We start from the raw sequence: 23,674 nt of genomic DNA, 5'->3' as shown, positions 1-23,674 counted from the left end.
GTGAGTCAAACACAACCCATATTCTGGCATCAAGGCATGTTCTTGCAGCCACAACACTTTCAGCAAAGTGAAAAGCATATTACCCATCAAATCGATACGCTGAAGCAGAATATGGCTCCTTGGATGTGGGGCTTTATACAACTAGATCTATCGAGTGAAGCAATTCAATCAAAACGCATCAAGTTGCATGAAGCCCAGTTGTTTCTCGAGGACGGGACTTATATTGAACTCGATAAAAACGCCTATGTTGCCGAGCGTAGCATTGAAGGTGCAGAGATTGACCCTGAACGTCCAAACACCGTTTATCTAGCGCTCAAACAGGAATCAAATTTCTCTTCAAATGTGACTAAGATTGGCGACATATCTGAAGCACATAGTGTAAAGACTCGTTTCTTTACTTTTGTTAATCCAACGCAAAGCCAAGATCGTTACGTTCAAGGGGATGTAGCAGAGACTCATGAGCTTATCCTAAAACTTGATATCGTATTAGAATCAGAAAAAGAGCAATACTCTGAGTATTCTTTGATCCCCTTCTGCCAGGTGGGACTAGACGGCGAAAATTATAAGTTAGTACAAGACTACATCCCGCCCTGCTTGAATATTCATGCCAATACTCGTCTTACTAAACAAATAAGCGAACTAAAAGACGAGCTAGCTGGCCGCGCCATCCAATTAAAAACCGGACAGGCGATGCTCGGTAGCCAAATTGATAATAATGCTCTGCGCTATCGATTCAGTTTACAGGCTTTATCGCGCTATGTGCCTCGCCTAAATCACGAAGTGTCTACTCCAAATATTCAGCCTTGGTCAATTTATGGCGGTTTAAAGGAGCTTATCGGTGAAATCAGTACCTTTACACCCGACATTAACCTTCTGGGTGAAACTCAAGACGGTGAAAGTCTTTTACCTGATTACAGCCACAACAATGCTGGCGAGTGTTTTGATAAAGCGCGTTTATTGATCAATCGCTTGCTCAATGAAATTTCCGTAGGTCCACAATTCCTAGTTGAATTGAAGCGTGATGAGCAGGCCTTTAGCTGCGACATTCCGAAAGACTTCTTTGAAGACAAAGCGGATTTCTATCTGATTATTAATAGCACTGAGAATTGGGATGACTTTAGTCACTCATTCTTTACTACTGCAAAACTAGCATCACAAAATACTATTGATATCTTGGTTGAACGCTCACTTCCCGGTATTGGGCTCATTCATTCGCCCACCGCGCCTGCCGGTTTACCGAAAAAAGATGGTGCTCAGTATGTACGCATTGATATACATGATGATGAATGGTCTTCGGTAGTTCGTCAGCAAAACCTTGTACTACATTGGGACAGCGCTCCGTCTGACCTAATGATTGAACTGGTTATCTTAAAGCGTTAGTGGAATAGAATTATGAGATTAGTTGACTACTTCATTGACCCTTTATTGATGGCAAACCGACTCAAGTCGGATGCGTCCGAACTTGATGAAAGCTGGAAATCGGTTCGAGAAAGCTTAAACCAATTGCTATTGGACTCGAAGTTGGCAGCGGTTCGTGCTGGCTACCCAGAGACAGTATGCGATCAAGCACTCTTCCCTATTGTTGCATTTATTGACGAAGCTGTACTCACATCACAATGGGCTCAGAAATCGCTTTGGCAAATGCAATCATTGCAACGAGAGTTCTATGAGACGTCTAATGCAGGTCATGAATTTTATGAGCGTTTGAATCTTCTAAATCGTCAAGGCGACGACCGATCAGTGCGCGAAATTTATTTGCTTTGCCTAAGCTTGGGATTCAAAGGCAAGTTTTATCAGCCCCAAGATCGCCCTAAAATTGAAGAGATTAAACTTTTCAACCTCAATTTATTGCTCCCAAAAGACGCCAATAACGTATTTGAAAAATCTACGTTATTTACCGACGCCTATCACGAGCGTGATCAAATTAATACTCAGCAAAAGTCTCGAATCAACCTGATTCCTTTCTTTGCGACAGCACCATTTGTGATCGTTGGCGGCGCTCTATTATTTTATTCATTGGAAATCAGTCAAAGCATCAGCAGCATCATGGACGTGGTAAAGTAGTATGAAGACTTTCTTGAGAATTCTTGTATGGATATTAGTTGCACTCCTGGTCAGTGCTGTTGTTCTCAGTATTAACTACCTGTTAGAGCAACCCTTAGAAACCGGACTTACGGCGTTGGCTGTGATTTTTGGTTTGTATTTCGCCTTCATCATTATTCGCAAAATATTCGTCCGTTTACGAGCCAAGGCTCAGGTTAAAGGCCTACTAAATATAGGCGCCGGTGACGAATTTGATGATGACTTGGGCATGAGCACCTCTGAGTTAAACCGTTCCCTAAAGCAACGCTGGAACGGCACGATTAAGGCATTAAAAAAATCTCAATTAAAATACCAAGGAGACCCACTTTATGCCTTGCCTTGGTATATGGTATTTGGTCGCCCTACTTCTGGGAAATCCACCAGTTTAAGAAACGCTAAACTTCTATTGCCTTCAATTGACCTTTCTGAACATAAGGATGGCTCAACGCTCAACCTTGAATGGTGGTTATACGAAGAAGGTATCGTGATTGATACTGCGGGCCGCTACGCCGTTCCAGACAAAATGGAACGTGACCGCAAAGAGTGGAACACTTTATTGGGTATGCTATCCAAGCATCGACAAAAAGAACCACTTAATGGTCTCGTATTAGCGGTGGCGGCCAATCGCCTATTAGATTGCTCAGAAGAAGAGATTCTAGAAGAAGGCCGACAAGTACGTAATAGCATCAATCATTTGATGGATAAGTTAGAAGTTAAAGTGCCTGTCTACCTCATGGTAACAAAGGCCGATTTAATTCCTGGCTTTGAAGAATGGGCCAGTTACTTACCGGATGCCTTAAAGACCCAGGCCATGGGTTACCTTAATGATGCGACGACAAGTGACGTAGATGCCATCATTGATACTGCCCTCGACAATGTTTTAGATCGCTTGAAGGAAATCCGCTTGCTAATGATGGAGCAAACGGACAATCCAGATGAAAGCCTGCTTACCCTACCCAAATCTATGGAAGCGGTAAGAGATGGTCTTCATACCTTTATTCGTACTGCCTTAAAGGGTAATGCCTACCAAGAAGCACCTCACTTCCGAGGCTTATATTTTAGCTCAAGTGTTCAAGAACAAGATGGTGAAAAAGTTAAAAACGGTTTATTCCTACATGACTTCTTTACCAAGATTCTTCCGTCTGATCGTGGGTCTTTGGTTAGTCTTCCGTCTGCCCTGCGTATCAAGAGCGCCATGCGTAAATATGCACTGGGCATCAGTGGTGCGCTGACCTTTAGTGCCATGGTGGGGTTATCCGCACTATATGATTCTGATCAATCCGTGTTAAAGGAGATTCAAACGAACTATGGCGATAGCCAAATTTCGTTATCTGATGAACAACCTGAAAACGATAAGCTGTTAAACGCTTATCGTCTGAAAAACTTAATCGACGCAATGACCGCCTATAAAGACCAAGAGTCTTTGCCATGGGGATTGGTACAGGGCCAAGCTAATCAGGTGGCTAAGCTTAAAAGCCAATACTTAGAGTTTGTGCGCAATGAATTGATCAAGCCTTTTGATGGCAGCTTAAAAACCACTATTGATAACCTTAAAACGGGCGAAACCAGTGCATTGGCAGGCGGCCTCGTGCGTCGTATCAATGTCATCCAAACCCGCTTGCTACCTAATGAAGATATTCCAGTCCGTCCAATTGGCAGTGACTACTTAACGGTACAGAGTGAAAACGTTGATCCTGAGTCATCTGACTTATACAGCGAAATTTATCTTGCCTATGTGAATTGGAGCCAGTCTTTGGTTGAGCTCACTGAAGAGAAGAAAGCGCTTCAGTCTGCTTTACTTTACCTAGTTAAACAAAATCACGGTGATTACAACTGGATTGTTGAATGGGCAAACTCTCAGGACTTTGACGGCTTCCGCTTAAAAGACTTCTGGGGCGGTAGTTACAAGGTCGTCAACCCACCGAGCGTTGATGCCGCTTTCACGCTTGAAGGTCACGCATTCATTGATGATTTCATGAACGAATTTGAACGCGCCAATAGTGAAGATAAAAAACTATCAGAAATTCGCGTTGATTTTGCTCAATATTACGAGCGCCAGTATATCGAAGCCTGGATGAACTTTGCCCAACGTTTTGATGAAGGCAAGATTCAGCAGCGTGATCGTAAAGAATGGCAACAGCTGTTAGACCGCATGGCAACCCCTGATAACCCATACTTTACGCTCTTAGGTACGTTGAAAGATCAGCTAGCGCCATTCGCTGACGCAGACTTCAACTCTAAACAACAGATTAGTTTTTTTGCGGAGGTTCAAGGTTATTCCATTACTGATGGCCGCAAAGGTAAAGGGAATTCAAAACTCATTAAGAAAGCGTTAGGCAAGTTCGGTAAAGTGGGTAAAGCTGCTAAGAAAGCCATGAAGATCCACAAAAAAGCTACCAAAGGTCGTGGCGGCGAACAGCTAGACTCAGCTCTAGAAGACGCTGTTGTAGCAGTGGATGCCTACAAGCAAGCACTGGCTGAAATCGCTTTCAAATCCGATTCGCGTACTCAATCATTGAGCTCAGTCACTACCCTATTCCAGTCACCAGATGCACCGGAAAGCGGTAATGGTTCCGTAGCCAACGCATGGATCGCGATCAAAGAACTACAGGCTTTAATTGGTAAACCGGTATCGACATCTAAAGTATTCTGGCATCTATTCACTGGCCCAATGTCTGCAATCTATGACTACATGCAGAACGAGAGCTCCTGTGAACTGCAAGATCGCTGGGAAAACGATGTCCTTGCGACATTAGAAGGTGTAAGCAGCAACCAAATGGGTACGCTTCTAGTCGGTGAAGGTGGTGTACTTTGGAACTACTTGGATACGCAAATTTCGCCTTTCATTGAGAAGAAATACAAGCGTGGTATCGTGCGTGCCAACGTTAAGCAACGAAGCATTGGCTTAACTGAAAATCTAATGAATGTGCTGAATCAAGCTGAGGCAGGCAAGTTTATTGTCGGCAATAGTTTTGATGTCAAAGTCAATGCACTTCCTACAGGTGCGAACCCTGGTGCACGCATTCAACCATATGCCACATTCTTGGATCTTTATTGCAGTGATGGCACACAGACTCTGGCAAACTATAACTATCCGACCCAGCATACATTTAAATGGTCTTTGGAGAATTGCGGTGATACCACGCTACGAATTGAAATCGGGCAATTGACGCTTCTTAAGAATTATACAGGTGTCAAAGGGTTCAGTAAGTTCTTGCAAGAGTTCCAAGATGGTCGACATATTTTCGCGGCTAAAGACTTCCCGAATCAAACGGCTCAATTGGAAAACTCTGGCGTTAACTACATTGATGTTAATTTTGAGATTCGTGGACAGCGCCCTGTAGTACAAATGCTAGATAGCGTTCCTCTACAATTGCCTGAAGTGGCGGCCCATTGTTGGTAAGGAATTAAAATGATGGGAAATGTAACAGATAGAATCAATCTCGTTTATGAGAACCATGATAATCAAATGGTTGAATTACCATTTAAAATCATGGTGCTATCGGATTTCACTCACGATACTCGAAGTGAAGAAATCCATGACGGCTCTATTCATAAACTTGAGGGCGATGTGGACCAGCTTCTAGCTGGCTTCCATATTAACCTTCAATTCAATATCAAAAACTTCTTACTAGGTACTGAAGGTGCAGCAGATATCGCTATTGATCTGCCGATATCCAGCCTTGAAGATTTTGCACCCGAGAATATTTTACTATCGATTCCTGAACTGAATCAGGCCTATCAGCTATATCGTCAATTGGGTGAACCCTCTATTTCGCTCGATAAATTAGCTTCAAGTGAAGATAACTCAGTATTGCATGTTGATCCAACTTGGGATTTCACTGATCGACTCATAGCACAAGAAGCCTTGTGGGATCGCATCAATAAACAATTAAACGCCATCATTCATGCTGATTCTTTTAATCAAGTGGAAACCAGCTGGCGTAGTCTAGGGTATATCGCTGATCACATTGATAGTCGAGAAAATATCGAACTGGTTGTATGTAACATCTCCAAACAAGCATTAATGGAAGACTTCGAAGACAGCCCAGATGTCACCCAGTCTAGCCTCTATAGCAAAGTCTATACGGATGAGTTTGGCCAGTTTGGTGGTCGCCCCTATTCTATGATCGTGGCCGACTATGAATTTGGTCCGCGTCAGCAGGACATCGCCCTGCTTTCGAGTCTGGCTCAGTTGGCTGAAATTAGTCATGCCCCTTTGCTTAGTGCCGCATCCAGTCAGCTTTTCGGCATTTCAAATTACCATGAATTCTCAAATATTCGTGATGTAGCAGCGCACTTTGATCAGCCTCAATATACAAAATGGAATAGCTTCCGCGATAAAAGCTTCAGCCGATATGTGTGTTTGACACTACCAAAGTTTCAGGTCAGACCGCCCCATCATATTGTTGATGCTGGGTTTGAGTTTGTTGAAGACGGAAAAGAGCAATCTGGTATCTGGGCAAACGCGGCCTATGGGCTTGCCACTCGATTTATCAACAGCTTTAAAGAGTACCGTTGGTTTATCAACGTGAGCGGCGAGGAGTACGGCCTACTCGACAATATCAATATGCATGAGTCGAAAAATCAGTTGGGCCAACTGATTCCGACTGAGGTTCTCGTATCTGATCGTATCGGCAATCAACTTATCAATAACGGTTTTACTCCACTATCGATTTTCCGGAAATCTGGGCAAGCAGGATTTATTGCCGTTCCTTCTTGTCATCGTTTGGATCTTGATGATAGCGATAGTCAAAGCCTACTCAATCAAACCTTGGAGACGCAAATCCCATATATGTTGATTTGTAGTCGCTTCTCTCAATACATCAAAGTCATGCAGAGAGAAAACATCGGTTCTTGGTTGACGCGTAGCCAAATAAACCAGTCTGTTAATCAATGGTTAAAACAATACGTATCAGATATGGATAACCCAGCTCCCGCAGTAAGAGCTCGTCGTCCTCTGCGAAATGCAAGCGTACAGGTACGCGACGTAGAAGGAAAATCCGGATGGTTCATGTCAACCATCTCTATCACTCCACATTTTAAATACATGGGTAAGTCGTTCACGCTCATGGAACGTGGTCGTTTGGAAAAAGCGTAATAAAAGGAAGAAATCATGGCATTACCAGGTTACATGAAAGTGACAGGCGAAAACCAAGGCTTTATGGAAAGCGAGTGTGATTTAGACGGACGCGCTGGTTATATTGTTGTTCAAGGTGTTCAGCATAGTGTAAAGCTTCCGACCGATCAGCGCGGTCTTCCCAATGGTCGTCGTGTTCATATGCCAATCACAATCATCAAAGAAGTGGATCGCACTAGCCCAATGCTTTATCAAGCACTTGCAGATGGTGAACTACTAAAGGATGTAGTCATTGATTGGTATCAGTTGGATGGTGCCGGCATGGAAGAAATTTATTATCGCCAAAGCCTAAAGAATGCACAAATTACCGCTATTGATTTTGATGTTGAACACCAAACTGAAGTTGCGAAGGCTCGTGTCGGTCACTTAGAACGCGTATCACTAATCTATGACAGCATCACTTGGACTCACGAGTTAGACGGCATCGAATACGAAGACAATTTTGGAGCTCAACCATAATGAGCCAAGTTCGTCTTCTTAAACGTCTAGCGCTATGGCAAGAATCTGGTAAACAGCAGTTCTCTCAATCTAATTGGGAAGTTCAGCTATTAAAAGACATTGAAGACCTACTAAACACTCAAGAAGGTAATGCGCTGATTGACGCTCAAATGGGACTGAGTGATTTAAAAGGTCAATTTCAGAATCATGGTGCACCAGACATTCAGGGCTTAGAGCAGCAATTGTTGCAGCAAATTCAAACGTTTGAAAAACGTATTACTCGTTTGAATTTAAGTTTTATTGAAGACAATAGAGATTTCACCTGTTTTGCTTGGAAGCTAAACGCAACTCTTGTTGGTGAGTTAGGTGGTTTCCCTATTTCAGGGACTATTAAGCTACATGCTAATGGTCAGGTAATAGTCGAATCGGTTGTATAAGATGAAATTAGAGAGCTATCAAACAGAACTACAAGCACTCAAGGAAGGTGCACGGGATTTCGCAAAGAAATACCCTGCTCTCGCTCCTCATTTGGCTGGAACCAGTAATGATCCTGACGTTGAAAGGATTTTACAGGGTACGGCATATTTAAGTGCTGGTATTCAAGAACGACTGGATGAAGATTTCCCTGAGTTTGCTCAGTCAATACTACGTTTGGTTGCACCAGACTACTTAAAAGAGATTCCATCGACGTCCATTATTGAGTTTAAGCCACGCAATATCCTCAATAATGCGGTGACTATTAAATCCGCCTCTAAACTGGATTCCCAGAAGGTATTAGGATCTAGCTGTCGTTTCCAGACCTGTATCCCTGTTACTGTTTATCCTCTGGCCGTTAATGCGGTCGAGCTGATAGCCAATGGCCAACAAACTGATTTAGATGTAGTGATTCATAATACAAGTATCTCTAATGCGGACGTCACGTTAAGCGAATTACCTATTCACTTATCAGGCGACTATGCCACCGCGAGCCAGTTGTACTACCTATTAAGTAAAAAACTGGTCAGTGTTTCGATCGTACAGGGTTCAAATATTACTCATTTACCGGATGCCAAGCTTGAGTCGCTTGGTTGGAAAGACGATTTCTCCATGCTTGAATCAGGTAAGACTCAACTTAATAGTTATCGAAAAATTCAGGAATACTTTATCAACAAGTATAAATTCTTATTCCTGAATGTTACCGGCTTGGACAAGGACGTCCCTCTACCTAAAGCCTTCAAATTACGATTCAAATTAAATAGTAAGGTTGAAGGGTTAAAGGTCGACAACTCCAATATAAAACTATTTTGCGCGCCAGCTATTAACCTTTTTGATACCACGGCTGAACCCGTGCCTTTAGATCACAGACAAAGTGATTTAAAGCTCAAGCCGATTCGAAATACTAACAATCAATTCAGTATTTACTCAGTATTGGATGTTTTGGGTCAGAATCGACGTTCGAACGAAAAAACTCAATACCTCGATTTTTCCCTAATGGCAAAGCAGCAAAGCCAACAGCCTGTCTATGAACTTGTGCAGAAGGCAGGAGATCAGGGTGAAACAGATTCATTACTGCGTGTGAACTTTCCAGAAGGAAAAGAGTTACCCACTCGCGAAGTGATTACCGCCAACATTCGCTGCTCCAACGGTCCACTACCTCAAAGACTGAAAGTTGGTGATATCAATGTCAACACACCAGATGTAGCTGACCTCGTCAGCTTTGCCAATATTTCCTCTGTCACTGAGTACATTCCACCACAAACCGATGGCCGTGTTCTATGGAATTTGCTTGCTCACTTAACCGTTAACTATTTACCGTTGGCAGACTTAAACAACCTGAAAGTATTGCTCAACTTATACAACCCAACAAATCAAGCGGACGCCAAAGAAAAGGCCGCCAATGCCAAGCGCATTGAATCGCTTACACAATTAGTTGTGGAGCCTGCGGACCGTTTATTACGGGGGCAACTAGTACGTGGGCGTAAAGTACTAGTGACAATGGACGGAACCGGTTTCTCTAGTCAGGGAGACCTGTTTGTATTTGGTGAACTACTGAACAATTTATATACCCAGTTCACGGATCTAAACAGTTTCATTGAATTGTGCATCGTTAATGAAAATACTGGCGAGGAGATGACATGGCAACCAAGTCAATTCGTCGCGTAAAGAATCAACCGAATGCAACGCTATTAGAGTTAGAAAAAGACATCATTGAACATGCTAGTGAGTATGATTTCTTTCAGGCCTACCGTTTATTAGAAAGTGTTAATGATGCTTACCCGGTTTCTCCGCGTCGTCCAAAGCGTAAGATTCAAGTACGCCCTAGCCTGTCTCTTGCCTATAACAATAACGATGTGCATAGCGTACAGCAGCTAGACAAACACCAAGGCTATGAAATCGTCACGCAAATATCCGGTTTATATGGGGTATCGTCTCCTCTACCGGATTCATACAACGAAGAGCTATTAGACAACGAGTGGGATGAGCTGAATGCGCCTAGAGAATTCTTGGATATTATTCACCGTCAGCTTTTCCCTAAACTATACAGTGCGTGGCGCCTTTATCGAGTCAACCTGAATACCATTGAGCGCAATCAATCTAGCTATTGGAGCATTTTATACAATTTACTTGGCTTACCTGATGACTCTGAAACCCTAAATAGTGCTCATGGAGATGCCTACGAACGCGTCAAGCAATTGAAGATTCGCTATTTTTCATTGTTCTCTAATCAGGAGCGTTCAGCCTCTGGCCTAAAACTGATTCTGTCTGATTATATTGATGAGTCAGATATATCGGTTACTGAATTCGATCACGAAAGTGTGACCATCTCTCCACAGCTGAGATGTCGTCTTGGCGTAGCCAACTCGCAACTAGGTCAGGCTCACATCGGTTCAAAAATTCAGTCACAACTACATAGAATTACCATTACTGTCGCGAATATAGAAGAAGATAAGTACAACGCGCTTTTTTCAGACCCGTTCTGGGTAGATTGTTTAAAACTGCTAGTAGCACATTACATTTCCCGTCCGCTCAAGGTGGACTTAAAACTACAAGTACTTTCCTCTGACTACCGGACTCAACTAGGCGGACAATGGAATCAACTGGGTAAAACCAGTGTATTGGGTAAAACCAACGACCTACATCATTCAATCAGCATGAATCTATTGGAGTAACGAGAAGTGAATGTTATTCAACCTTTAGATTTAGAATCCGGCTATCGCGTATTTCAATTTCGTGGGCAGAATTATCTGGTCATCACCAGTAAGCTTTACTTTCCGCTATTGGGTGGCGACCCTCTTTTATTCAGCGAAGCCTACCAAGCATTAGCGGATCTGCCAGAACCTTTTATTGATGAAGGTTTGCCTAAAACACATGCTGAGTTTTTTATCTATGGTAATGCGCAATCCTTAAACTCGGAACCTGTGGCTGCGCTCGATGTTACAGCCAAAATTGCTGATGTCACAAAAACGATCCGTGTTATTGGTGATCGCTATTGGACTGGAGGCCTTACTGGCACGACCTCGCCTACTCCTTTTACTGAGATGCCATTGGTTTGGCAAAACGCCTTTGGTGGCAAAGGTAATGATGCTAATCCTGATGGCAAAGGTACAACTCCGGTTAAGACAGACTGGGGTGAAGAACTGATTGCAATGCCCAATCTGGAATTGCCTAAACAACTTTTAACGTCACCAAAGCAAAACCCAACACCGGCTGGTTTTGGCAGCATCATGCCTAATCATCCTTTGCGCATGCGCTATATGGGAACCTATGATGAAAAATGGATCGCAGAGGATTTCCCTGGTTATCCTAAGGATTTTGATTTTCGCGCATTTAATCACAGTATGCCCGACCAGCATTTCACGGATTTTCTTGAAGGTGGCGAACCCATTGAACTAACAGGCGTTCATGCCGAGCACAGTGAGATTCACAGTGTTATTCCTCGATTTAATGTTAAAACACACTTAGTGAAAACCGGACTTGAATGGCAAGATATTAGCGAATCCGATTTAGTCCATATTGATAATCGAATCGATACTATTGCCCTTTTCCCGAATCAACTCATGGGCATGATGATTTATCGGGGTGTGATTAAGATAGATACAAATGATGGCAGCGAATTTCAGTATCTACTCAATGCATACGAAGACAATGCTACAAATAGAACGCGCAAAGATTATTGCAACAGCTTAGTTGGCCGTATTCATCCCGATCTAAGCATGCGTTATTCACTCACTACGCGAGATTTAATACCTGATTCCATCCCTTGTGGCATGGCTCGACTGACTAACCAAGAAACCGAGCCCCGCATTATTATGGCTGAGCATATTGAAGAGCAGCTAAAGGAAACGAAAGAGGAAAAGGTTTCCGAAGTTAAGCTGCAACTACAAGAAGCCATTGAACAACAAAAAGCTCAAGGTTTAGATACCTCTATGCTGGAGCAGCAACTCCAAGATATAGATGTACCCAAGAAGGATGAATGGCAGATCAAGTTCGAAAAGATTGCCGATCGTCTATCTCCCATGGATAAAGAGACGGGTAAACTGGATCTATTAAAGCTGGATTTCACTGCATTTGATGATCTAAGTAAGATAAGCGAAGAATATGCACAGTTTCAGAAAGATCAGGCTCAAAAACGTCTAGAAGATCAAATTGAAGAAGCCATTCAACAAGACCAGTCCGAGGTTGCCAATGCGTTGTCAGACGCGCTGGATCGTTTACATCAACCACCTCAACTTCCAAGGCCCTCAGACTATCAAAAGACTCTAGAGGAGCTAACACGAATAAAACAAGCTGGCCATGGACAAGATCTAGACTTAGTTGAGTTGGAAACCAAACTAAAAGCAGGACATGAGGCTCAAATTGAAGGATACCGTTTGGGTGCTCATATGATGGAACACGGTACCCTACCTCATAAGGATGATTTGAACGAACTGCAGGATTGGGTAAACGAACAAATTGAAAAAGGCGCTAGCCTTAGTCACTGCGATCTTGCTGGCCTTGATTTTTCAGACAAGGACCTTCGCGGCATCGATTTATCGCACGCCTACCTTGAACAATGCAATTTCAAAAACTCAGATTTAACAAACTCGAATTTACAAGGTGCCATTGCCGTACGCTGCGATTTCTCTCATGCCAAGCTGATTGATTGCAACCTAGATCAGGCAAATATTGGCGGCTCAATGTTTGCTTATTGTGAACTACGTACAAACCACTCAAAAGAGATTGAAATCGCCAAGTCTGACTTCTCAAATTCAGTATTGGGCCCCATCGACTTTTCCAATATTACCAACCTATTGGAAACACGCTTTGAAAAATGCCAACTGAATTCCGTTAACTTTTCGGATGCGACCTTTTTGGAAAGCAGTTTCGCTCACAGTGAATTCAAGAGCTGTCAGCTTTCCTCTGCTACATTTCAGGAATGTAATTTACAGAGCATAAGCGTTTTTGATTCTGACTTTAGTGGCGCCAATTTCATCGAGTGTATTATTTCTAGCAGCGACTGGCGAAAATCAGATTTAACCAATACTCGAATCCTAAGCAATAGCACACTCAGCAATAGTCTTTTTTATGACTGTATATTGGCTGATGCCACGTTGAGAAAAATCGATTTAAACCACACACGCTACAATAACTGCACAATGAATCGCTGTGATATGAGCGAATCCAATTTTCAATATGGTGAGCTCTGTGGTTCAACGGTAAAAGACGCCTTGTTCATGAATACCGACTGCAATGGTGCCAACTTAAGCAATACCAACTTAATGGCCAGTAATTTCATGCAAGCGGATCTGTCTAACGCCAATCTATCACGTTCTAATTTCTATGGCTGTGAATTCTTATCGGCCCGCGTTCATCATACAGATTTTTCTCGCTCTATTTTGGACAGTACCAAGCTTGAAGATTGGAGGCCGAACAAATGGCAATGAATGCTCAGGATTTAATCAATCAAATCAAGCTGGGCCGTCCCATCGAGGATTTAACCATTAAAGGTGTTAATTTTTCTAATGACGCTTTTGAAGGCGCCGTCTTCATGCGCTGTCAGTTTGAAGCCTGTTCTTTTGAGAAAGCGCATTTAAATCAGTTGAACTTCATCGAATGCCTTATGCAAACAAGTAGCTTTCGAGAATCAAAGCTAGAGGATTGTCAGTTTATTGATTGCAAGCTCGATCAGTGCGACCTTACTCATTGTCTATTGGCTGGCACAAACTGGGTAAACCCCATATTCCAGCATTTGGATTTTTCCAATAGCAATGTAGATGAAAATCAGTTTATCGAGGGCAATCTAAACAGTGTTCGCTTTGCAAACGCGAGTCTCATTTTTAGTAGCTTTATGAACTGCCAACTAAATGATATTGATTTCAATAACAGCAACTTGCATCGAGCTAACTACATCGAATGTGATTTTCAGTCCTGCGATTTCAAGCAAAGCTACATGAATACTGTGATTTTTGAGCAAGCGACTTTCTCAGGGCAAAATTTCAGTCAATTGGATTTAAGCCAAACGCAGTTCCGCACTAGTCATTTAACAGAATGTGATTTCAGTGACTCAAACTTAACGCAAACCTGCTTCGTTGAGGCAAAGATAGAGAGTTGTAACTTCTCTCACGTTTCTGGCGCCATGGCTTTATTCACTGGTTCTAGTATTCGCACAAGTCGATTTATCAAAAGCCAACTAGATCAGAGTAACTTTCAACAGGCCCATCTGTTAGGATGTGACCTATCAAACTGCTCTATGATACAAGCTCAGTTTGCAGAAATGACTTGCCAAGGCTCTGTTTTTTCAAGCACTGATTTATCGTATGCGGATCTATCAAATAGCCAGTGTGAGAACGTAGACTTTTCCAGCGTACATTTATTTCGCTGCAATCTTCATGCGTTATTTGATAGTGGCTGCAATTGGTCCTCTGCTCAAAAGTATTTGGCTCTAGCCACTGATGAAAAGCGGGAACGCGCTGATTTATGGCGACCCAAGCCCGTTAAACTGAACAACGACATGGTTCAAGGATAGATATGACAACTCAACAAATCGCGCATCAGTTTTTGAACGATCAGTTTAAAGGTAACACACCTCAGGCAACCCGTGACGTGGCCACTGTTCTCGAACAGGACAACACGTCCTTTGCTCTGCAACTGGACTCTGGGCAAATTGTTTCGGCAAAAGCTGCGACCAGCTGTCTTTACCAACCTGAGGAACGAGATTTAGTAGAGCTATTTTTTCACCCTGCTCATGGCTATTTCATTGTTTCTATTCTGAGTAGAGAAGCTCATGTAACGGGGAAGATACAGCATGCTCACGGCATTGAAATAGAAAGCCCTACTTTAGCGTTAAAGAACAATCATACTCGGTTACAAAGCCAGACTGTAGATTTGCAAACTCAAGACTACCATCAGCAGAGCAAAGAAATGCGAGTCGAAACCGATACCGCCCATTATGTTGGTGAAACCACTCATGTTTCTACGGGCACGCTGATGCAAAAAATCAAGGACAGCTTTAAGTTTATTGAGCGCCTAGAGCAAGTAAAAGCGCAAGACGTGATTCACACCATCAAAAATGCGTTTATTCAACGCTCTAAGCAAGTTGATATCACGGCCAAGTCGGACGTTAAAATCAATGGCGATCGCATCCACATGGGCTAAGGAGAGATTATGTTTGCCAATTGTCAAATGGGCGGCACCAACATGGGTATGCCCGACGTATGTAAAACCCCGGTGGGTCCAGCCATCGTACCGATTCCCTACCCTAATATATCTATGGGGGCGACCGCCATGCCAGCGACGGCAGCCATGAAAGTACTCATTTCCGGTGGCTTTGGCCACACTGTGGGCACGCAAATTCCCATGAGTAACGGTGATCAACCTGGCGTAGCGGGCGGACTTATTTCGGGTATGATTATGGGCCCGACAAAATTCCTGATGGGCAGCACCGCAACATTCTTTGGTGGTAAGCCTGCGGCGCGTTTGACTTCCATGACCGGACAGAACGGTAGTAGCATGAACGTACCAGGTGTCACCATGGCGCCAGCACAAGCAAAAGTATTAGTGCTTAAGTAGGGTTTTATAGGGCCGGAAATTCTAACCAGTACGCATTTCCAATACCCTATTTTACAATTCGTAGACAATTTGAAATCATCTTTCCTATAATGCGCTATCGCAATGGAGTGATGTGTAATAAGGATCGTTAAATGGCTCAACCTGTTTTTAAAATTGCCTCTGCCAGTTTCCCTAGCGAACTCGAAATCACCGCTATGGAAGGCACTGAATCCATCTCGCACTTCTTTGAATTGAATATTCACTTCAAAGTTGCAAAAGATACCGCGAGTACCATGGATCACTCTATCCTAACGCAAGAAGACATTACTCTGACTATCGACTCTAATGATAATGAGGAAAAAGATCCTTACCAAATTATAGGTGTGTTCAGCTCAGTGGAAGAAGTATTTGAGCAATCCAATACCCACAAGTTTTATATCGCTAAAATGGTTCCAGCCCTATGGCGTCAGCGTAACAACCAGTCTTACGATATATACACTGATCAAACCGCTAAAGACATTTTAACCGACGAGCTTAGTAACGATCTTATGCTAGATCACCACTTCGCATTGACCGGCAACTACCCGAAAAAAGAATTCATTTGCCAATACAGTGAATCAAATTTTAACTTCGTATCACGCCTTGCTGAACACTGGGGCATTTATTATTACTTCGATCATTATCAAGGCGGCCGTCTCGTTTTCGCCGACGATACCAATTACGAAGACTTACCCGTTTCACCAGTAAAGCTAGATGAAACCAATAACCCAACAAACAGCTTTGATACCGTGCGCACATTGCGACGCGTTTACAATGCAGTACCTGACAGCGTCATCATCACGGAAACCAACCCAGACCAAGCCATGGAGCTATTCCAAGGGATTGCTGGAGACGTTCAAGATGGCAAAACCAACGTCAACATGGCCGACGAAGGCGCCGACAATAAAGATGAGGCAGAATTTCTTGCCAAAATTCGCTTAGAAGAAATGCAAGCCTATAAAACCGTGTTTAGCGGAACCACAGGTTTGCCATGCATCACGCCGGGTTTTGTATTATCCGTAGAAACACCTAGCGGGGACATACACGATATTTTGATCACGGAGGTTCAACACTCGGGTAGCAATCTAGATCAAGGGGCCAAATCCGCTTCAGCTGGCACCTCCCCTTATTACGAGTGTTCATTCAAAGGCATTCCCAAAGATACCCAATATCGCCCTGAACGCAGAACGGATATACCGTCAGTAATCTCAACCACTGGCCGAGTTTATAGCGCAGCAAACGACCAAACCTTGGCTCAGCGCAACGAAGTAGGTAAATACCAAGTGACCTTTGACTTCATGCGTGGCCAAGAAGAAAAGATATCGAATTGGATTCGTCACGCTAGCCATTCAGCACGAAGCAATCACCTAGATATACCGCTAACTCCAGGTACAGAAGTTCAAATCGGTTTTATCGCGGGCAACCCTAACCGCCCCTATATCATGAACGCACTTGAGAACTCGCAATCCGTTCTGCATCCAGTGACGCATGAAAACCCTCACCATGCAGCCCTCATCACTGACGGCATGCTCTATACCGGCGCACTTAAATCACGCCAGTCATTGCACATGACGGCGAATTTAGATCCAGCCAATGTCAAAGAGCACATCAAACAACATGAATTGAAAGAACTTGATTCCTTGGGTGCAGATCAAGGCAGCCCTGTTGATACCATCAAAGGCGACGCTCACATAGAGCGCACTTACGGTAATCGCTATCAATGGCGTGAAGGCGTCGACTTTAATTACGGTCTTAATGCTACTTATAATTTTGGTCAGCAATATGTCGAAAATCATGCTTATCAGGATAATAGTAAGGGTGAAGAGTTTGATGTCAGTGACAAGTTAGATTCATTTGATCAAAGTGTTGCATCAATCGTAAGAAGCGATCTTCAGAAAGGGTTAAGCGACGAACGCGAAGTTGGCTTTATTAAAAAAGACTTTGGCAATAAGTATAACTACCATCAAGGTGTAGAACGAAATTGGGGCAAAGGGATTGACGGTAACGGTCAGCATGTCACTATAAACTTCGGTGGTCGTTACATAGAAAATCAACTAAAGACTGACTCTGGCATGCCAGATACTTCTGGTATAAATGGAAAAGTAAGTGATAAGACCTTAGCAATCAAAACCGTTGGCGATGAAGCCAGATACAATGAAGGCGTCATTGACGTTCACCACAAAGGTGAAATGAAGCATGTTCAAACGGGTAATCATACGAGTGAGATAACTGGTGATGTTTCTGAGAAGATAACAGGTAACTTTAGCCAAGAGATAATGGGCGATTTAAGCATAAAATGTATTGCAGAAAAGAAAGAAACAAATAATACAATCTCGGGTGATGAGACAGAGACCAATATAGTGGCTGGAAAAGTTTCTAAACAGACACAAGCAGCTACCGAGATTAGCTCTATTGAGATGACACCATCTAAGAAAGCAACTATTTCCGGCAATGAGGATTGGTTTAACTTAGCAATGAAGTCGCAAATGGTTGCCGGTTTGATAAATGAAAACTTTGTCGGTGGAAAATTAACCACTACAGCTGCTCTACTTACGGATATATTACTTGCTGGCAAGATTACGAACAATAAAGTGTATGAAATCGAAAATGGCAAGCTAAAAACGGATAAAAAGCAAACCGTAATCAACCAATACAAAGTTACCAATATCACCAAAACTAATATTAATGTCGTAAATGCAAAAATAACTATGGTGGGTTAAATGAAGATATATGGTCTAATAGCACTATTCCTTGGCATCACCGCTATATGCATGGCGATTTATCAAAAAAATCCTTCATGGGTTATAGGAGGCCTTGCATCACTTTATCTAGCTTGGACGTTTCTGTACCCCCTGTATTCACAAACTAAATGCGATTCTGCCACTTCTGGACGTGTGTTAGAAATTAAAGCTAATGGAAAACTATTGGGTGGGCCACATCAACCCCTATACGATGCCGAGATTGCATATCTAGATATCGTAAAGGTATTCAAAGACTTACCACCTAACTTCATACATGACGTATCGCCAGGTGATGTAATACCTATTAAATATAACAGTAAAAACCCTAATACAGCCTTTGTAGACTTTGAATAGACATGGAGTGTAAATCAATGTCTGCACCCAAAATTAGCCGAAGAAATATCATAATAAGCCTATTAGTATCGATAACTTGGATTGCAACAGCTTTATATTTCGACATTTTCAGGGGAATGAAAGACGCCATTGGTGGAATCATCGGGCTAGCAATTGGAATATTTTTGGTGCTAAACCTACTTATCCTTCCTAAGGCTACATCAATCATTTCATACCTATTTAAAGCACAAAGAAACGTCAGCTTAACCTCAGAAGCACAAACAACTAGCGGCCTTATCACAAACTACAAGAAAACAGCAAATCAAACTATCTTCTCTGTAAATTATTTAGACTACCAAAGGGATTTCCAAGTCGACTCTAGGGTTCTTGTACGACCTTTCGAAATAGGTGAAAAGATTACCGTACACTTTGATCCAGAAAACCCTATAAATGCATATTTGGACTTGAATGTGCAAGACTTCAATACATTCAATAATGATGAATACGACTCTGTGTTCAAACTATTAGAAATCAATCCAAAAAGTAACCACGACTATGAATTAGTGGGCGAAATTTCTGGTGAACAATTACACGGTAAAAAGGTAGCTATCACTCAAACGATTCAGCATGACAACCTTTCATATTACGTTCCTGGTAAAATATTCCCTTGTAGAGTGAATAGTTATGACGAGCAGGCTTCAATCGACATTAAGATATCATAGCAAGTATGAAGTTCTTTGTGAGTAGTAAATATGCTTTTCTAAATAACGCGAGTGAGGACTAAAGTTTGGATGTTAAGACTAAAAAGAACATGCTTTATGTTTTCACACTGGTTTTCATATTCTTAATTGGTAGTGAAATTTACAAATTCATGACAACTCCATACCCCATCAGCGCTGTAATAGTATTCACTGTTACTGGTTTGCTAGGTTATGGTATTACCTACCTTGTACTATCACATGATATAAAAAAGTTTGAACGATGGAGGCAGACTTTGTTATCGAAGACGGGGGCATCGTTAGTCATTTATCCCTATCAAGCACCCGTGAAAATGGTCGAAACACAGTGATAATGTCAGTTAGATATGCAGGGCATGAAATAACGTTTTCGGGTATTCATCCTAGCTATCAATTCAAATATAGTACTGGAGACGAAATAAAGTTAAAAGTTCATCCAGAAGATAATCAGAGATTTGTATTGAAGGACTTAGGATCGTAGGAGATATAAGCATCAAGACCCTACGGCTAAAATAGCTTTATCTGCTATCACATCGCAGTTCAACTGTTTCGTAATAAGGTCAATTTGCTCAATTAGCTTGCGTGACTCACCATGATTAAGGAGATTTAATCGCTTACCATCTGTCAGAACCAGATTACACTCGTAAACTACATACAGCTCCCCACCAGCTTCGTTATAAGTCTGATTCTTAGTTAGGATTTGTAGCGCATGAACATCATCAAAATCGAATATTAGCTTACCATATACAATCTTTTTACTACCTATGTCGATGACAGGACCTGCTGATATCATTGCTTTGAAGATAAGTTCAAGGGTAGCCCCTAACAAAAGGACCCAGATACCATTATTAAGAAGTGCTAAGGTACCCCTATCAGAATAGGTAGATAATGAAAAAACGAGCCATACAAGCAATCCCACAAGCATTATAGGACGAGTCAGCATTTTGTAGCGTACTGTCTTTGTTAGACGATACTGCTCATCACTTAAACGCACCCACTCGACATTGTTTTTTGGTTTACCTGTAATCGCAATAGGGGATGAATCTATGCTGTCTGGTATCGCGTTACAATCTAAAGTAGTAAAGTCCCCAGATAACTCCTCTTCCAGCTTGGTACTCCTCCATAAAAAAATCAAAATTACACCCGGTAAAAATGGAAGCGCATATTCCAATACCTTTTTAGCGATTAAATCAATTTGAATGCTGGATTCCTGTAGCAGCCCTATCAGTCCCCCACCACTGTCGGACCAAATATCTTTAACAATAAGAACCACAGGCAGCCAAAAAGGGAACCCAATGACTATAAATAAAATCAAACTTCCAACAATATCGTTCAGAAGTGTATCTTTTTTACTCTCAATCATTTACTTTACTACTCTACGCAACCGTCGCTATGAAGGACTCACTTTCAATTTTGAGGTCGATTGATTCTATCGACTGCCCTTTTGCCAGCGCCTCTAAACAAGCATTCGAAATTGCAGGCAAGATGGATTTATTAATCACATTCTCTACGTTGCGAGCCCCGGTGTCTGGGTCCTTACATTTGGATAAAAGATGCTCTAGGATCGATGCGTCGTATTTCAAGGATGCATTGTATTGCTCGTTTAAGCGTTTCTTAATTTTATTGAAGTTAATCTCAATGATTTTCTGCAATACGTCTTCACTTAGTGGGAAGTAAGGGACAATAGTACAACGACCTAAGAAAGCTGGACGAAAGTCTTCCAGCAACTCTGGTCGGATATCCTCAAGCAACGCTTCTTCATTGATATCGGTCTCACCAAAGTACTTAGAGATACCATGGGTGGCCGCATTCGTGGTCATTATGATGAGGGTATTCTTAAAATCAATGTCATTCCCCTCCCCATCTTTAATCGTGCCTTTATCAAACAAGTTGTAAAACACATCCTGAATACCTGGGTGCGCCTTTTCCATCTCATCTAACAGCACAACACTATAAGGCTTTTTGCGCACCGCTTCGGTTAATACACCACCCTGACCGTAACCAACGTAACCGGCTGACGCACCTAGTAGCATAGAGACTTTATGCTCTTCTTTGAATTCAGACATATTGATTGTGATGAGGTTATCCTCCCCACCATATAAATGCTCTGCTAATGCTAGCGCGGTTTCAGTCTTACCTGTACCAGAGGTACCCGCCATCATGAAAACACCTACAGGCTTACGCGGATCGGTTAACCCCGACCTTGAAATACGTACAGCTTGAGCAATCTTTTGCATTGCATGATCTTGTCCAACGACACGTTTTTTCAACTCGTCTTCAAGCGATAGAAGCCCATTGATTTCATCTTGCATCATGTTTCCAACCGGTATACCCGTCCAGCTCTCTATAATTGCCGCTACCGCTTGTTTGTCTACGTCTAGGAACACGAGAGGACTCTCACCCTGTATCGCCTTCAACTGATCAGCCAATTCATCTTGGCTTTCACCCTTTTCTCGGGCTTCTTTGATCTGTCCTATAATCGCCTGTTCTTTTTCCAGCTGATCTTCCAATGCGACCAATTCACTCTCTGCTTCTCTGATCTGTTTTTCATAGAATTCAATTTTTTCATCGAGTTGACTATTAATATGGCTTTCTTTCTGCAGTAAGCGCAAGTTCGTTTGGCTTTGTTCAATGCGGCGCTGTTCTATTTCAATAGCTGAAGGTGTAGCGCCCTGACTCAGTGCTACGCGGGCACACGCGGTATCAAGTAAACTGACTGATTTATCAGGTAACTGCCGTGCGGGAATATAACGTGCGGCGAGCTTAACGCTTGCTTCAATAGCCTCATCTAGGATTGTGACGTTGTGATGCTGCTCGAGAGTAGAAGCTAAGCTACGCATCATATCGATAGCACTTTCAATACTGGGTTCTTCAACCTTGACGACTTGAAAGCGTCTGGTTAAGGCAGGATCTTTTTCAAAATATTTTTTGTATTCAGACCAGGTGGTGGCTGCGATTGTTCTAAACTCACCTCGCGCCAAGGCTGGTTTGAGCAGATTTGCCGCATCGCCGGTACCCTCAGCCCCACCAGCACCAATAATAGTATGAGCTTCGTCGATAAAAACGATAATAGGTACAGTGGCGGTTTTAACTTCTTCTATAACGGCTTTTAGGCGTTTCTCAAATTCACCTTTCACGCTAGCACCAGCCTGAAGTGACGCCATGTCTAGTGAGAGCAATCGAATTCCCTGTAAGGGCTGGGGTACGTCATTGGCAACAATACGATTGGCTAAGCCCTCTACAACGGCGGTCTTACCAACGCCTGGTTCGCCTGTGAGAATCGGATTGTTTTGGCGACGACGCAATAGCACATCTACCAATTGTCTCACTTCGTCATCCCTACCGATCACAGGGTCTATTTCACCCGCTTCAGCCTTAGCGGTTAGATCAACCGCATACTTACTAAGATAATTAGCCTGAGTGTTACCTTGCTTTGACTGTGTACTCTCGCTGGATTGCGGGCTTTCTATGGCACTTTCACTGGTCTTACCAATAATGGTGTGAGATAAGGCCTCCAAATCAGCAACATTCACACCATCTAAACTCGGTACTATCGATCTAATTTGATGTGCAATGCCGCTATTTTTCATCGCAGCAATAAAGATATGAGCTGAAGTTATTTGCTCTTTATCTTGATCGACAGACGCCAAAAGCCAAGCTTCATTCAAACATTCCATTAAATGGCGCGAAAATGCAGGTGCACGAGTATTCCCAGATTCAAAATATTGAAGCGATGCCGCTAGATCTTCCCTTAAATTATCAAGCTCAATAACCTGACATTTTTTGATCAATTCTAAGAAATCAGTATGAGGGTGATTTAGCATGGATATGAACCAGTGCTCAATTTCGACATTGAAATTTCCGTGAGTCATTGCCAACTGAGCAGCCTCTTCAAGACTCATTTTTAACGTTGGCGTCAGCTTTTCAATCAGCTTATCCATTGCAATGTTAAACATGTCATACTCCCTGTAAATCTAATTGAAAAGCCACATTCCTAGCTATATACTGCGACGGTTTTTAAATAACAGTATTGTTTTCAGCCTTAGCGCTGGCGCGCTATTGATAGCAAATTCAAGACTGATCAGCAAGGAATACTGAATAGTAGCTGAAATAATCCAAGGAATATGGATTCATTCTTTCTCACTTCAAGCTTCCCT

The 23,674-nt window shown here is 42.5% G+C and carries 17 protein-coding genes; 15 read left to right on the top strand and 2 right to left on the bottom strand.

Annotated features, from left to right (window positions below):
• The 15 genes from tssK (at position 1) to HF888_RS07155 (ending at position 19,502) form a co-directional block, all read left to right on the top strand.
• A complete protein-coding gene (gene tssK, locus HF888_RS07225; protein WP_007017651.1) occupies positions 1-1,380 on the top strand; it encodes a type VI secretion system baseplate subunit TssK in 1,380 nt (459 codons plus the stop codon).
• 12 nt (positions 1,381-1,392) lie between these two features.
• The gene (locus HF888_RS07220) at positions 1,393-2,064 is read left to right on the top strand and encodes a DotU family type IV/VI secretion system protein (RefSeq protein ID WP_007017650.1); all 672 of its coding nucleotides are present in this window, start codon (positions 1,393-1,395) and stop codon (positions 2,062-2,064) included.
• A 1-nt stretch (position 2,065) separates the two neighbouring features.
• Positions 2,066-5,485: a type VI secretion protein IcmF/TssM N-terminal domain-containing protein gene (locus HF888_RS07215; RefSeq protein WP_007017649.1), complete on the top strand. Its 3,420-nt coding sequence runs from the start codon at positions 2,066-2,068 to the stop codon at positions 5,483-5,485.
• A gap of 9 nt (positions 5,486-5,494) precedes the next feature.
• Complete coding sequence (tssC, locus tag HF888_RS07210; protein ID WP_050758012.1) at positions 5,495-7,183, top strand: type VI secretion system contractile sheath large subunit; 1,689 nt, start codon at positions 5,495-5,497, stop codon at positions 7,181-7,183.
• Positions 7,184-7,198: 15 nt separating this feature from the next.
• On the top strand, positions 7,199-7,681 hold the full coding sequence (gene tssD / locus HF888_RS07205) for a type VI secretion system tube protein TssD (RefSeq protein WP_007017647.1): 483 nt from the start codon (positions 7,199-7,201) through the stop codon (positions 7,679-7,681).
• Entirely contained in the window at positions 7,681-8,097 is a 417-nt protein-coding gene (locus HF888_RS07200; RefSeq protein ID WP_007017646.1) for a GPW/gp25 family protein, read from the top strand. The genes tssD and HF888_RS07200 overlap by 1 nt, the downstream gene beginning before the upstream one ends.
• A gap of 1 nt (position 8,098) precedes the next feature.
• Positions 8,099-9,802, top strand: a complete 1,704-nt coding sequence (gene tssF / locus HF888_RS07195; RefSeq protein WP_007017645.1) for a type VI secretion system baseplate subunit TssF — start codon at positions 8,099-8,101, stop codon at positions 9,800-9,802.
• Positions 9,775-10,809 (top strand): type VI secretion system baseplate subunit TssG, encoded by a 1,035-nt coding sequence (tssG, locus tag HF888_RS07190; protein WP_007017644.1) that lies wholly within the window; start codon positions 9,775-9,777, stop codon positions 10,807-10,809. Before tssF ends, tssG begins: the two co-directional genes overlap by 28 nt.
• A 6-nt stretch (positions 10,810-10,815) precedes the next feature.
• The gene (locus HF888_RS07185) at positions 10,816-13,563 is read left to right on the top strand and encodes a DUF2169 family type VI secretion system accessory protein (protein ID WP_007017643.1); all 2,748 of its coding nucleotides are present in this window, start codon (positions 10,816-10,818) and stop codon (positions 13,561-13,563) included.
• Positions 13,554-14,645 (top strand): pentapeptide repeat-containing protein, encoded by a 1,092-nt coding sequence (locus tag HF888_RS07180; RefSeq protein ID WP_007017642.1) that lies wholly within the window; start codon positions 13,554-13,556, stop codon positions 14,643-14,645. The genes HF888_RS07185 and HF888_RS07180 overlap by 10 nt, the downstream gene beginning before the upstream one ends.
• A 2-nt stretch (positions 14,646-14,647) precedes the next feature.
• Complete coding sequence (locus HF888_RS07175; RefSeq protein WP_007017641.1) at positions 14,648-15,274, top strand: DUF3540 domain-containing protein; 627 nt, start codon at positions 14,648-14,650, stop codon at positions 15,272-15,274.
• 9 nt (positions 15,275-15,283) lie between these two features.
• Entirely contained in the window at positions 15,284-15,688 is a 405-nt protein-coding gene (locus HF888_RS07170) for a DUF4150 domain-containing protein (protein ID WP_007017640.1), read from the top strand.
• Positions 15,689-15,819: 131 nt separating this feature from the next.
• A complete protein-coding gene (locus HF888_RS07165) occupies positions 15,820-18,426 on the top strand; it encodes a type VI secretion system Vgr family protein (protein ID WP_007017639.1) in 2,607 nt (868 codons plus the stop codon).
• A complete protein-coding gene (locus HF888_RS07160) occupies positions 18,427-18,801 on the top strand; it encodes a hypothetical protein (RefSeq protein ID WP_007017638.1) in 375 nt (124 codons plus the stop codon).
• A 17-nt stretch (positions 18,802-18,818) separates the two neighbouring features.
• Positions 18,819-19,502: a hypothetical protein gene (locus HF888_RS07155; RefSeq protein WP_007017637.1), complete on the top strand. Its 684-nt coding sequence runs from the start codon at positions 18,819-18,821 to the stop codon at positions 19,500-19,502.
• A gap of 508 nt (positions 19,503-20,010) precedes the next feature.
• Here HF888_RS07155 and HF888_RS07150 read toward each other — a convergent pair.
• The gene (locus HF888_RS07150) at positions 20,011-20,880 is read right to left on the bottom strand and encodes a hypothetical protein (RefSeq protein ID WP_007017635.1); all 870 of its coding nucleotides are present in this window, start codon (positions 20,878-20,880) and stop codon (positions 20,011-20,013) included.
• Positions 20,881-20,893: 13 nt separating this feature from the next.
• Entirely contained in the window at positions 20,894-23,473 is a 2,580-nt protein-coding gene (gene tssH / locus HF888_RS07145; protein WP_007017634.1) for a type VI secretion system ATPase TssH, read from the bottom strand.
• Positions 23,474-23,674: the final 201 nt, after the last annotated feature.

The organism is Bermanella marisrubri (assembly GCF_012295615.1).
GTDB classification, from domain to species: Bacteria; Pseudomonadota; Gammaproteobacteria; order Pseudomonadales; family Oceanobacteraceae; genus Bermanella; species Bermanella marisrubri.
This window is presented reverse-complemented; position numbering and strand designations above follow the sequence as displayed.

What these genes read in the sequence shown, in the direction of transcription:
- HF888_RS07220 (WP_007017650.1), top strand. Translation starts at nt 1,393, where the DNA reads ATGAGATTAGTTGACTACTTCATTGACCCTTTATTGATGGCAAACCGA.
- HF888_RS07215 (WP_007017649.1), top strand. Translation starts at nt 2,066, where the DNA reads ATGAAGACTTTCTTGAGAATTCTTGTATGGATATTAGTTGCACTCCTG.
- tssC (WP_050758012.1), top strand. Translation starts at nt 5,495, where the DNA reads ATGATGGGAAATGTAACAGATAGAATCAATCTCGTTTATGAGAACCAT.
- tssD (WP_007017647.1), top strand. Translation starts at nt 7,199, where the DNA reads ATGGCATTACCAGGTTACATGAAAGTGACAGGCGAAAACCAAGGCTTT.
- HF888_RS07200 (WP_007017646.1), top strand. Translation starts at nt 7,681, where the DNA reads ATGAGCCAAGTTCGTCTTCTTAAACGTCTAGCGCTATGGCAAGAATCT.
- tssF (WP_007017645.1), top strand. Translation starts at nt 8,099, where the DNA reads ATGAAATTAGAGAGCTATCAAACAGAACTACAAGCACTCAAGGAAGGT.
- tssG (WP_007017644.1), top strand. Translation starts at nt 9,775, where the DNA reads ATGGCAACCAAGTCAATTCGTCGCGTAAAGAATCAACCGAATGCAACG.
- HF888_RS07180 (WP_007017642.1), top strand. Translation starts at nt 13,554, where the DNA reads ATGGCAATGAATGCTCAGGATTTAATCAATCAAATCAAGCTGGGCCGT.
- HF888_RS07175 (WP_007017641.1), top strand. Translation starts at nt 14,648, where the DNA reads ATGACAACTCAACAAATCGCGCATCAGTTTTTGAACGATCAGTTTAAA.
- HF888_RS07170 (WP_007017640.1), top strand. Translation starts at nt 15,284, where the DNA reads ATGTTTGCCAATTGTCAAATGGGCGGCACCAACATGGGTATGCCCGAC.
- HF888_RS07165 (WP_007017639.1), top strand. Translation starts at nt 15,820, where the DNA reads ATGGCTCAACCTGTTTTTAAAATTGCCTCTGCCAGTTTCCCTAGCGAA.
- HF888_RS07160 (WP_007017638.1), top strand. Translation starts at nt 18,427, where the DNA reads ATGAAGATATATGGTCTAATAGCACTATTCCTTGGCATCACCGCTATA.
- HF888_RS07155 (WP_007017637.1), top strand. Translation starts at nt 18,819, where the DNA reads ATGTCTGCACCCAAAATTAGCCGAAGAAATATCATAATAAGCCTATTA.
- HF888_RS07150 (WP_007017635.1), bottom strand. Translation starts at nt 20,880, where the DNA reads ATGATTGAGAGTAAAAAAGATACACTTCTGAACGATATTGTTGGAAGT.
- tssH (WP_007017634.1), bottom strand. Translation starts at nt 23,473, where the DNA reads ATGTTTAACATTGCAATGGATAAGCTGATTGAAAAGCTGACGCCAACG.